The sequence below is a fragment of the Rickettsiales bacterium genome, from assembly GCA_041396965.1.
GTDB lineage: Bacteria > Pseudomonadota > Alphaproteobacteria > Rickettsiales > SXRF01 > SXRF01.
In genome coordinates this window covers 220,059-232,300 of sequence record JAWKXN010000001.1, presented here as the reverse complement: position 1 = coordinate 232,300, position 12,242 = coordinate 220,059, and the positions used below count along the sequence as shown (strand labels likewise).

At 41.0% G+C, this 12,242-nt stretch carries 13 protein-coding genes; 7 read left to right on the top strand and 6 right to left on the bottom strand.

Annotation, left to right across the window (positions count from 1 at the left end; translation table 11 throughout):
* Positions 1–14 precede the first annotated feature (14 nt).
* From R3D71_01135 to gatC, 6 genes are all read right to left on the bottom strand, one after another.
* On the bottom strand, positions 15–272 hold the full coding sequence (locus R3D71_01135; GenBank protein MEZ5690253.1) for a hypothetical protein: 258 nt from the start codon (positions 270–272) through the stop codon (positions 15–17).
* 483 nt (positions 273–755) lie between these two features.
* Complete coding sequence (gene gatB, locus R3D71_01130) at positions 756–2,198, bottom strand: Asp-tRNA(Asn)/Glu-tRNA(Gln) amidotransferase subunit GatB (protein ID MEZ5690252.1); 1,443 nt, start codon at positions 2,196–2,198, stop codon at positions 756–758.
* Between the two features lie 30 nt (positions 2,199–2,228).
* Entirely contained in the window at positions 2,229–2,507 is a 279-nt protein-coding gene (locus tag R3D71_01125) for a hypothetical protein (GenBank protein MEZ5690251.1), read from the bottom strand.
* A gap of 12 nt (positions 2,508–2,519) precedes the next feature.
* A complete protein-coding gene (gene gatA, locus R3D71_01120) occupies positions 2,520–4,007 on the bottom strand; it encodes an Asp-tRNA(Asn)/Glu-tRNA(Gln) amidotransferase subunit GatA (protein MEZ5690250.1) in 1,488 nt (495 codons plus the stop codon).
* A 21-nt stretch (positions 4,008–4,028) separates the two neighbouring features.
* Positions 4,029–4,253 carry a hypothetical protein gene (locus tag R3D71_01115; protein ID MEZ5690249.1) on the bottom strand — a complete coding sequence of 75 codons (225 nt, stop codon included), beginning with the start codon at positions 4,251–4,253 and terminating at the stop codon, positions 4,029–4,031.
* Between the two features lie 10 nt (positions 4,254–4,263).
* Positions 4,264–4,551: an Asp-tRNA(Asn)/Glu-tRNA(Gln) amidotransferase subunit GatC gene (gene gatC / locus R3D71_01110; protein ID MEZ5690248.1), complete on the bottom strand. Its 288-nt coding sequence runs from the start codon at positions 4,549–4,551 to the stop codon at positions 4,264–4,266.
* Between the two features lie 107 nt (positions 4,552–4,658).
* Here gatC and ruvX point away from each other — a divergent pair, with 107 nt between their 5' ends.
* The 7 genes from ruvX (at position 4,659) to R3D71_01075 (ending at position 12,224) form a co-directional block, all read left to right on the top strand.
* A complete protein-coding gene (gene ruvX, locus R3D71_01105) occupies positions 4,659–5,123 on the top strand; it encodes a Holliday junction resolvase RuvX (GenBank protein MEZ5690247.1) in 465 nt (154 codons plus the stop codon).
* A gap of 99 nt (positions 5,124–5,222) precedes the next feature.
* Positions 5,223–5,819, top strand: a complete 597-nt coding sequence (gene plsY / locus R3D71_01100; protein ID MEZ5690246.1) for a glycerol-3-phosphate 1-O-acyltransferase PlsY — start codon at positions 5,223–5,225, stop codon at positions 5,817–5,819.
* A 2-nt stretch (positions 5,820–5,821) separates the two neighbouring features.
* Positions 5,822–6,970, top strand: coding sequence for a DNA-processing protein DprA (gene dprA, locus R3D71_01095; GenBank protein MEZ5690245.1), 1,149 nt, complete (start codon positions 5,822–5,824; stop codon positions 6,968–6,970).
* A 2-nt stretch (positions 6,971–6,972) separates the two neighbouring features.
* Positions 6,973–9,543 (top strand): type I DNA topoisomerase, encoded by a 2,571-nt coding sequence (gene topA / locus R3D71_01090; GenBank protein ID MEZ5690244.1) that lies wholly within the window; start codon positions 6,973–6,975, stop codon positions 9,541–9,543.
* A 4-nt stretch (positions 9,544–9,547) separates the two neighbouring features.
* Complete coding sequence (locus R3D71_01085) at positions 9,548–10,378, top strand: hypothetical protein (GenBank protein MEZ5690243.1); 831 nt, start codon at positions 9,548–9,550, stop codon at positions 10,376–10,378.
* A 42-nt stretch (positions 10,379–10,420) separates the two neighbouring features.
* A complete protein-coding gene (locus tag R3D71_01080) occupies positions 10,421–10,717 on the top strand; it encodes an NADH dehydrogenase ubiquinone Fe-S protein 4 (GenBank protein MEZ5690242.1) in 297 nt (98 codons plus the stop codon).
* A gap of 316 nt (positions 10,718–11,033) precedes the next feature.
* Entirely contained in the window at positions 11,034–12,224 is a 1,191-nt protein-coding gene (locus R3D71_01075) for an acyl-CoA dehydrogenase (protein MEZ5690241.1), read from the top strand.
* The last annotated feature ends 18 nt before the right edge of the window (positions 12,225–12,242 follow it).

The following is a 12,242-nucleotide window of genomic DNA, read 5'->3' as shown; positions in this document are numbered from 1 at the left end:
TCCTGCCAGTTTCCTCAGCTTTTTCCGCCGTGACCACCAGCGGTATCCTTACCAAACTGATACCAAAGATAATTATCTAGCATTTCACTAGCTGTGCCTGATCCGGCTTTACGCAAAATAGCGGCTAACTCCTCAAAAGCTGAACTATTACCGGAAAACATGCGTGAGAATATGCCTTCGGCTCCATCAATAGAAGCGGAGGACATGCCGTGTGGAAATTCCCAATTACCACCACCAGAGCCAAAAATATCAAAAATATCGCCAAAATCCATAGCTACTTACCCAGAACACAAACACCATAATTAATATCTTATGCTAGCATATTAATATATCTTTGACTGTTAAGACTGTATGACAATTAAAAAACTATACTTGTTTTGGATAATTTTTATACAAAACAAGTATGAAATCCTTACGAAAGATAAGGCTTTCCGCTGCGAAGCAAGCGTAAAATTGAATAAAATCATGTAATGTTTTTATTCATAATGAGTATATTTACTCATTTAAGCATTTGAAGAATAGTGATTTTGTAAGTTATAATAGTTGCTGGAGCATAAGATTCCGCGCTGCCGCTTCGCGGCACACGGAATGACGAGCTTTTGTATATTGTCCCCGTGAAAGACTACTGTCTTTCACATGGGACATAGCTGATGGCTGGCACAGCCTGCTGGTCGTGCTTCTTACTCCCTTATAAATACAAGCAATAACAATATGTTAGAAGCATCTTAGCCATAGTTCAGCTTAACCATAGATTATCAAGATAATTTCTTCTTCAGCAACTCGTTTACCACCTGCGGATTTACCTTGCCGCCGCTGGCTTTCATAGTTTGTCCGACAAAAAAGCCAAATAACTTATCCTTACCGCCCTTATACTCGGCTACCTTGTCAGGATTCGCGGCAAGCACTTCATCTATTATTTTTTCAATAGCACCGCTGTCACTTACCTGTTTTAAGCCTTTTTCCTCAACTATGACGGCGGCTTCCTTGCCGCTTTCAAACATTATGTCCAGCACATCCTTCGCTATTTTACCAGATATGGTGTCATCGGAAATAAGAGCAAGCAAACCACTGAATTTTTCCGCCGCAATTGGTGAATTCTCAATATCTAAGCCCATTTTGTTAAGACGGGCGAACAGTTCAACCGTCATCCAGCTCGCGGCAAGTTTAGGATCTATTTTAACTACCAACTCCTCGTAATACTCACTTATAGATTTCTCAGCGACAATTACTCCAGCGTCATAAGCGGATAAACCGAATTTTTCCATGTAACGCTGTTTTTTAGCGTCCGGTAATTCCGGCAGGTTGGATTTTAGTGAGTCAACATATTCCTGTGAAAACTCCAAAGGCAGCAAGTCAGGATCAGGGAAATAGCGGTAATCGTGAGCGTCCTCTTTGCTGCGCATGGTGCGGGTCTCGCCCTTTGCTGAATCAAACAGCCGAGTTTCCTGATCTATAACCCCACCACTTTCTAAAATATCTACCTGACGCATCGCCTCAAACTCAATTGCCTTATTCATAAAACGCATTGAGTTAAGATTTTTAATCTCACAACGTGTACCAAACTCCTCACCCAGTTTGCGCACTGAAACATTCGCGTCACAGCGTAGATTACCTTTTTCCATATCACCGTCACAACTGCCGATATAACGCAAGATTGAGCGCAGTTTTTTCATATAAGACACCGCCTCATCAGCGCTGCGTATGTCCGGCTCGGAGACAATTTCCATAAGCGGCACACCGGCACGGTTTAAGTCAATACAAGTATTTTTAGGCTTATATTCATGTAAGGATTTACCAGCATCCTGCTCAATGTGAATACGGGTAACTCCGACTTTCTTATCACCTTCTGGCATATCCAAAACTATCTCACCCTTGCCAACTATAGGATCTAGATATTGTGAAATCTGATAACCCTGCGGTAAGTCAGGATAAAAATAATTTTTGCGGTCAAACACACTTTTAAGATTAATCTGCGCGCCCAGAGCAAGTCCGGTTTTTATAGTTTGCGTTACTGCTTCCTCATTTAGCACGGGCAACATTCCCGGCATTCCAGCATCTAAAAACGCCACATTTTCATTCGGTTCATTACCAAATTCAGTAGACGCTCCTGAAAAAAGTTTAGATTTGGTATTTATCTGAGCGTGTACCTCCAGCCCGATAATAATTTCCCAATCGCCTGTATTACCTTTTATTAACATATTCCCCTCGTGGCGTTGTTACCTTATTTATCACTTACCTGCCTCCGCTATCATTGTTCTATATTTTTCTGCCAAACGATTGAAAACAGACTCAGCCGAACCAGCTCTACCGCTATTAATCCCTTCACTTAGCATATTTTTAATTTCCGCAAGTTTAACATTACGCTGCTGTGACAAGCGATTTTCCATTATATCTGCCAGTTTCTCAGCTAGATTATGAATAAACTCAGGATCATTAAGAGCCGCATTTACCGCATCACGCAATGCGCTGGTAATAGCGAAATCAGATGATGAGTCTTTGTCTAACATAGCAATCTCCTATTAATTATCCACTGCATCAGTGAAATGAATACGCGCGGGGAGTATTTTCTCCAAGCCATAAGCCACATTCAGAACTTCCTGCTCATCAAACGCTTTGCCGATAATTTGTAAGCCCAGCGGCAAACCATCTTTATTTAATCCGGCGGGAATAGAAATAGCTGGCAGTCCAGCCAGCGAAGAAGGCACGGTAAACACATCATTTAGATACATCTCCACTGGATCTTTCGGTTTATGGTTAAAATCAAACGCCGCTGATGGGGTGGTTGGAGTAAGTATCACATCTACCATCTCAAAAGCTTTCCTAAAATCCTCAGCGATAAGCCAACGTAGTTTTTGCGCCTTTTTGTAGTAAGCGTCATAATAACCAGCGGACAGTACATAAGTTCCGATCATAACCCGCCGTTTTACTTCTCTACCAAAGCCAGCGGCACGGGTTTGCTCATACATATCAGTAAGACTACCATCTCCACCAACCCGCAGGCCAAAGCGTACACCATCATAGCGAGCGAGATTAGATGAGCATTCAGCGGGAGCTACGATATAGTAAGTTGGCAAAGCATATTTAGTGTGTGGCAAGCTTATCTCTATTATTTGCGCGCCCGCTTCTTTAAGCAGTTTTATACCATTATCCCAAACCTTGCTTATATCCTCATTAATTCCTTCTGGACGATACTCTGTTGGAACACCAATTTTTTTACCTTTTACGTCAGAATTAAGTAGTCCTTCAAAATCCGGAACTTCCAGATTAGCGGAGGTTGAATCCCTTTTGTCGTGACCACACATAACCGAAAGCATTATAGCGCTATCACGAACATCTCTGGTAATAGGTCCCGCTTGATCAAGCGAACTAGCAAAAGCAATAGTCCCCCAGCGTGAGCAGCGACCATAAGTTGGTTTCATCCCAACCACACCACAAAAAGCGGCGGGCTGCCGAATTGACCCTCCGGTATCTGTACCCAGCGCCATTGGAGCGAGGTTCGCCGCAACCAAAGCCGCCGAGCCACCGGAAGAGCCACCTGGTACTAACTTAGCGTCATCACCTTTTCTTTGCCATGGATTTACCACATTGCCATAATAGCTGGTGATATTAGCCGAACCCATAGCGAACTCATCCAGATTCACCTTACCCAGCATTACCCCACCAGCATTCCAGATATTTTCAGTAATCGCCGATTCATATTGTGGTACGAAACCATCAAGTATATGAGAGGCGGCGGTAGTAAGCACCCCTTTAGTACAAAATAAATCCTTTACTCCAACCGGAATACCCTCAACCGCTCCGCCCTCACCTTTTGCAATGCGCGTATCAGAAGCATACGCCATCTCAAGAGCTTTGTCTTTGGTGATAGTTATAAAAGCGTTATAATAAGAATTAGTTTTTTCTATCTCATCAAGATGCGCTTGTGTTAGCTCCACCGCTGAAAATTCTTTTTTTCTAAGCCCATCACGCATTTGCGCTAATGTTAATTCGCGTAAATTATCTGTCATTTAATTACTCACCAAAATCATTCAATTATATTTGTTATCAGCATTATCATTATCCTCATCTGTAGTCTCTATCACATAAGAAACCGCCTTACGCAACCTCTCAAGTGTATTTTCTATATCGGTTATCACTTCATTTCTGAATTCATCAGAAGGCGTGTTCTCAGATTCTATCATTTCTCTGATACGCTCGTTAATACGAATTATCTCGTTTGCCGCGTATTCGGCTATAAAATTTTTATCATCCATTACAATCTCGTCATTCCATCACCTTAGGAACCACAAAACAGCCATAATCACTTTCTGGGGAGTTTTTAAGAACTGCCACCTGTTGATTACCATCAGTTACAGCATCCTTCCTTAATGGCAGTGTTGCCTCACATACGGAGGTCATAAGCGGAACACCATCCGTATCGACTTCCGATAGCTGCTCTATCCACCTTAGTATGTCAGAAATCTCTCCGGCGAAATGCTCTTTTTCCTCCTCACTCACGGCGATTCTGGCAAGTCTGGCTATTTTCGCTACCGTTTTTGTGTCTATAGACATTAATATTTTCCTTTTAAGAGTAGTTAGTATCTAGTAGTTTGTAATAGCCAGTGATTTACGGCTAGTAAAGTCTTATACTATATTTCTAATAACCAACCTATATAGCCATGCTCGTAAAAAACCAAGATGAATTTAACAAAGCTTTACCAAAAGAGGCTAGATTATTAGGGCTTGATGTTGGCGAAAAAACTATTGGGATAGCGATAAGTGACTTGAGACGAGTAATCGCCAGCCCTCTTCTTACGATAGAACGTAAAAAATTTAGTAAGGATATTGAAATATTAAAAGACGTAATAAGCAAACAGGATATATGCGGTCTTATAATCGGTAATCCGCTAAATATGGACGGTGGGAGCAACTCACGCACTCAGTCAGTTAACACTTTCATATCCAATATTAGCAAACAAATAAAGCTGCCCATGACGCTTTGGGACGAAAGAATGTCAACAATGGCGGTGGAAAAAATGATGATTCAGGCGGATATGTCAAGAAAACGCAGAGGTGAATTGGTGGACAAACTAGCCGCAAGCTATATATTACAGGGTTATCTGGACAAGATGATAAAGATATAATATTAATATATTTTTAGCGGACTAGCCGTAAATTTAACATAGAATTAACATTTAGCATCTAATCAAAAGCATGATGTCTGTTTTCCAAAAAGGAACTTTATGAATCTGAGCTGGATATTTGAGGTCTTTCTTATCTCCTACATTATAGGCTCTATCCCATTCGGCTTTATTTTGACCCGCCTGCTAGGGCTTGGCGATATACGCTCTATAGGTTCAGGAAATATAGGCGCTACCAACGTAATGCGTACAGGAAGAAAAAGTCTTGCTATCATAACTTTACTTCTTGATGCTCTAAAAGGTGTACTCGCTGTTAAACTTACTAGCTATTTATATAATAACGAGCTTGCATTGTTAGCGGCTGTATTCGTGGTAATTGGACACATATTCCCAATATGGCTTAAATTTAAGGGCGGCAAAGGAGTAGCCACCATACTTGGTGTATTTTTCGCTGTTAACTGGATATTCGCGCTTGTAATATGCGCTCTGTGGCTAGCCACTTTCTTAATAACCCGCATTTCCTCAGTTTCCGCCCTACTTAGCATTGCTTACTCACCGATAATATCCTATATGTTTGACGGTTATAGCATGGCGGTTATATGCTTCTTCCTGTTCCTCATAGTTATTTATAGCCACCGTCATAATATATCAAGATTGCTAAATGGCACGGAAATGTCTTTTAGAAGCAGGCGAGGATAGCAATGATTACAGAAATCAGCGCTTATGATAGCCTTGTTGACGCATTGAGGCTTATTCGTACCCAGAATGTGGGACCAATAACCTTTTTCAATCTAATAAGGAAATATGGAAATAGTGAAAAAGCGCTAAAAGCACTTCCTGAGCTTTCTCGGCTGGGTGGTAGGAAAAAACCGGTCATTCCATTCTCAAGAGAGCTTGCTGAATTGGAAATAGAAAAATCCAGAAAATTTGGCGCGCAAATGATAGCCTATAATGATCCGTCATACCCTGCCTTACTGCTTAACACACCAGATCCACCACCAGTAATCACGGTACGTGGCAATAAAAATTTGTGGAACAACAAAACCATAATCGCTGTGGTTGGCGCGCGTAATGCCTCTGCTGGAGGCTGTAAACTGGCACGTGACTGGGCGTATGAGCTTGGACAAAATGATATTATAATAATATCAGGACTCGCTCGTGGAATTGATAGTTTTGCCCATAAAGGCTCACTTGATAGTGGAACGATAGCGGTAATAGCTGGTGGGATTGATAATACATATCCACCGGAGAATAAAAACCTCTATCAGGAAATTTTTGAAAAAGGCGCGGTAATTAGTGAGCAGCCATTTGGTGGACTGCCATTTGCCGGAAGCTTTCCTGGACGCAACCGGATAATAGCTGGCATGAGTGTTGGTACTCTTATAGTAGAGGCTTCACCAAAATCTGGTTCGTTAATTACCGCTAATCTCGCTCTGGAAAACAATCGTGAGGTTTTCGCTGTTCCGGGCACCCCCCTTGATCCTCGTTCCAAAGGCTGCAACCAACTTATAAAACAAGGGGCGATAATGGCACAATCACCAGATGATATATTGGAGGCGATAAAACATCTAAGACAGTCAAACTTGCTGGAAACGCCATCCGTGAATTTTACCAATATGGTTGATTCCGCGCCAGTCGCTGAAGACGAAATTATTGAATTACGCAAAAAAATTATTGATAAATTAAGCAGTTACGCCGTATCTATTGACGAATTGATAGAACAGTGCCATACCTCTGCCTCTGCTATGCAGACAGTATTGTTAGAGCTGGAGCTTGCTGGAGTGGCAAAGCGTAGCGCTGGAGGCAGGGTTTATCTGATTAACACAACAGAAGAAGCAGTATTGGTATAACAGTGAATAATGTAGTAGTAGTTGAGTCCCCATCTAAAGCGAAAACCATAAATAAATATTTGGGAAATGATTATACCGTCCTCGCCTCATTCGGTCATGTACGGGATCTGCCAAGCAAAGAAGGCTCGGTAAAGCCGGATGATGATTTTTCTATGGTGTACGAAGTTGATAGCACTTCTAAGAAGCATCTATCGGCTATAACTAAAGCGGTTAAAGATGCTGACAATCTTTTTCTCGCGACTGACCCTGACCGTGAAGGAGAAGCTATATCGTGGCATGTTCTTGAGGCTCTTAAACACTCTAAGGCTATTAAGAAAAATCTGAACGTCCAGCGTGTAACTTTTAATGAGATAACTAAAAAATCCGTACTTGAGTCTTTTAAGCATCCACGCTCCATTGATATGAACATGGTAAACGCTCAGCAAGCAAGGCGTGCTCTTGACTATCTGGTTGGTTTTACTTTATCACCAGTGTTATGGCGGAAACTTCCGGGAAGTCGCTCGGCGGGAAGAGTACAGTCAGTAGCTCTACGTCTTATCTGTACACGTGACGAGGAGATTGAGCAATTCATCTCACAAGAATATTGGGACATAAAAGCCCTGCTTAAAACCCAGAAAAACGAGGAATTTTCCGCGCGTCTTGTAGAATATAAAAATGAGAAAATGGAGAAATTCTCTATTACTGATGAAAAATCGGCAAAGTCTATAGCCTCCGATTTGAAGGATAGAAAATACCATGTGGTAAGCATGGAGGAAAAACAAGCGCGCCGTCATCCAGCGCCACCTTTTACCACCTCTACCCTGCAACAAGAAGCCGCCCGCAAATGCGGATTTGGCGCTAAGAAAACCATGACCATTGCCCAAAAACTTTATGAGGAAGGTCTTATAACCTATATGCGTACCGATAGCGTGAGTATCGCTAGTGACGCTGTGCAGGCGGTTCGTGGTCATATTGGCGCGACACATGGCGATAAATATGTACCCTCCTCGCCACGTTCTTATAAAACAAAAGCGAAAAACGCGCAGGAAGCGCATGAGGCAATCCGACCTACCGATATTTCGCTTACCCCGCAAAAAGCGAAGATCAGTGAGGAACAGAAAAAACTTTATGAGCTGATATATAAGCGGACAGTAGCAAGCCAGATGGAATCAGCCATTTTTGATCAGCTTGTGGTAAATATATATGATGATGGCAAAGAAGTGGCACTACGGGCTAACGGCTCGGTGATGCGTTTTGACGGCTTCTTAAAACTATATCAAGAAGGTAAAGATGATGAAAATGACGATGAGAATAACTCAAAGCTTCCGCCTCTTGAGAAAAACGAAAAATTAAGTGTAAATGACATAATACCACAACAACATTTTACTGAGCCGCCGCCTCGCTATTCGGAAGCTAGTTTGGTGAAAAAACTAGAAGAGCTTGGTATTGGTAGACCTTCTACATATGCCTCCATAATTTCTGTATTACAAGATAGAAAATATGTTCGCCTTGAGAAAAAACGCTTTGTGGCGGAATCACTTGGAAGGCTGGTTAACGCTTTCTTGGTAAGCTTCTTTGAGCGCTATGTTGAATATGGGTTTACCGCTGATCTGGAAAACCGTCTTGATGATATTTCAGCGGGTGATATTGATTGGAAAGTAGTTCTAAGGGATTTCTGGAATGATTTTATTGTTAAGATAGATGAAAGCAAAAATCTTTCCATAAATGATGTGCTAGAAGCGTTAAACCGTCTACTTGCAACGTATGCTTTTGGTAGTGGCGAAAACGATAAAGATCTTGATAAGGCAAGGAAATGTCCATCCTGTGAGGGTGGCACTCTTGGTCTTAAAATTGGCAGATATGGTCCTTATATATCATGCTCCAACTATCCAGAATGTGATTATAAAGCGCAGCTTGGTGAGAGTAGTGAACCTCCAATAACAGATGAAAATGGTGATATATTAAAATTACCAAAAGATCTTGGTATTAATCCAGAAGATGGTGAAACCATCTCCATGCGTAAAGGTCCTTACGGTATTTATGTTCAGCTTGGTGAAGGTAAATCACCAAAAAGAGCTAGTTTATTAAAATCTATGAAAGCGGAGGATATAACTCTTGAAACCGCTATAGCTCTGCTATCTCTGCCAAGAGAGCTTGGTAAGCATCCAGATACCGGAAAAACTATAAGTGTAAATAATGGCAGGTTCGGTCCTTATATACTGCATGATGGCAAGTTTACCACCCTGCCAGCTAGTGAGGATTTGCTTACAATCGGGATAAATCGGGCGGTTGAGGTACTCGCTAAAGCCCCGCAAAAAGGTAAGGCGGCAAATACTGTGGTGAAAAAGCTGGGTAAGCATCCAGATGACGATAAGGAGATAAATATACTTGAAGGAAGGTATGGACCTTATATAAAATATGATAAAATCAATGTTCCTATGCCTAAAAATGTTAATATAGATGATTTTACTCTTGAGCAAGCGCTAGAGGCAATAGCGGAAAAGACCGCTTCTGGCTCTAAGGGAAAACCTAAAAAAGCGGTATCTAGTAAAAAAACCACCAAGAAAAGTAAAACGAAAAATAGCAAAGGATAGTAATATGAGAAAATATAGTCTGAAATTTACTATAGTTGCGCTAGCGCTTTTTTCCGCCGCACTCCCATATTCTGCTCACGCGAAAGAAATTATTGATGCAAAGACAGAACAAAAATCTACTGATAGCAAAAACGCCGGAACAGCAGTTAATCCGTTCAGTAAAAATCAATATGATGAGTCAGATACTAAATTTTCCATATGGGAGCATTTTTATTATGTGAATAAAAATACAGATGAGGTTAAAAATTTTCTGCAATGGCTGCAAAATTCACAATTCCTTGACCGTAACCCTGATAATATGACTGAGTTTTCTACTTTCATAGGTTCTATATTTATCAATAATCCTGATATGGTAGATGGGTGGATGAAGTCAGTGGTGTTTACGAGCAACCAAAGGAAAACTGTAAAAATCGCCCTATGGCTCGCTAAGCGTAACGATATAATAGATAGGCTATATAAAAATGATATAAGCCAGCCGGAATATTTAAGCCATGATACTATTGAGATAATTGATATCAGGATAATAAAACCAGCTGACATTGACACTATGTGGGGAGCTTTTTACGCGACCGGTAATACTGATTATATAAAGCGGGTTGTGGATTTGCTTGACCCAAAAACAAAGATACTTGGCGATGAGAATTTTGATAAAGTTGTACGTAAAGTAGCTAAATGGTCTTTAAGTAAAAACGCTATGATCCATAAAAAGATAAATGAATTTCTAAAAGAAGAGAGGAAGAACCGCTCTAAAGAGGTGAGGAAAGAAATTAATGAGATAATTAGCGTGTCTACCAAAGAATCCGCTAAGAACTCCAAAAAATCCAGTAAAAAATAATAAGTTTCTTGCTTTGTGTATTAACTATAGTATTTATCGCTTATGAGTAAAGCTATCATATATTGTCCAGATAAAAACCCGATGCAGTCCGGTAAGGCTAAAGCCCATAGCTGGATTTTAGAATTTATTCCACAAACTCCCTATTTTACTGATGGGTTTATGGGCTGGAACGGTATGAGCGACACCAAAAGAGAGCTTAACCTACGTTTTCCAAGCATGGAAGCGGCTGTGGAATACGCTAAAAAGCAAAATATTGATTGTGAGATTTTTGTGCCTAACGCTCGCAATCAGCAGCATAAGGCTTATTCTGATAATTTTGCTTTTAATAAGATAAAATAGCTCCTGTATTTATACATATCCTAAGGCCACCTGCGTGGGCTGGCGGAGATTCACCGAAATTTTGCATATAACACCCAAAGCTTCACCTCTGGGATGAGCATAGCTGCTCATAAATACCCTTCCCTTAATTACATAGATATTTGCAAGACAACAAAAACAATATTTAACATCCATATAATTAATATATTGTTTTGTATACATTTAACAATGAAGTAAAAGGAAGGCGACACACAATCATCCAATATTTATCTGCCAATTATAGAAATTTCATGCTAAAATGATTGTGGTGTTCATACATAAATCAATAGGTTAAGATATGCCATTTTCCTGTGAAGATCCGTTTTTGCTTGATGAGCAATTAAATGACGAAGAAAGAATGGTGCGTGATAGCTCACGTTCTTACGCGAGGGAAAGGCTTTTTCCGCGTATCTTGCAAGCAAATCGCAATGAAAAATTTGATACAGCCATCATGCGTGAGATGGGAGAGATTGGCCTACTTGGCGCGACGATAGAAGGTTATGGCTGCGCTGGAGTAAATAATGTGGCTTCGGGTTTGATATGTCGGGAGATAGAATGGGTAGATTCCGGTTATCGTAGCGCGCTTTCAGTACAATCAAGTTTGGTTATGCATCCTATATATAGTTTTGGCAGCGAAGAACAAAAAGAAAAATACCTGCCAAAACTAGCGACCGGTGAGCTTATTGGTTGCTTTGGACTTACCGAGCCTAATCATGGCTCCAATCCCTCAGGCATGGAAACCAGAGCAAAGACAACAGATGGTGGATATATATTAAGTGGCGCTAAAAATTGGATAACTAATTCACCGATAGCTGATATTTTTGTAGTATGGGCAAAAGTTTTTGGTGATAAAGAAATACCTGATGGCACTATTAAGGGATTTATTCTTGAAAAAGGCATGGGCGGACTTTCAGCACCTAAAATAGAAGGAAAATTCTCGCTTAGAGCCTCAGCGACCGGTGAGATAGTAATGGAAGATGTTTTTGTGCCTAAAGACAACATATTGCCGCTTAGCGGTGGCATTAAATCCCCATTCTCTTGCCTGAATAAAGCCCGCTATGGTATTGGCTGGGGAGCGCTTGGCGCGGCGGAATTCTGTTTTGAGGCAGCTAGGAAATATAGCCTTGAGAGGATACAATTCTCAAAACCACTTGCCGCCAACCAACTTATCCAGAAAAAACTCGCTGACATGCTGGTTGAGATAAGTTTAGGTTTGCAAGCCTGCCTTAGGGTTGGCAGACTTATGGATGAGGGAAAAGTAGAGCCGGAAATGATTTCCATGATAAAACGTAACTCTGCCGGAAAGGCTATTGATATTGCCCGTATGTCACGTGATATTCATGGAGGAAATGGTATTTCCGATGAATACCATGTCATCAGGCATGTTATGAATCTTGAAAGTGTCAATACTTATGAGGGAACTCATGATATACACGCCCTGATTATTGGCAAGGCAATAACTGGCATACAGGCATTCAAGGCTGATTAGGACAAAAATACTCTTCCT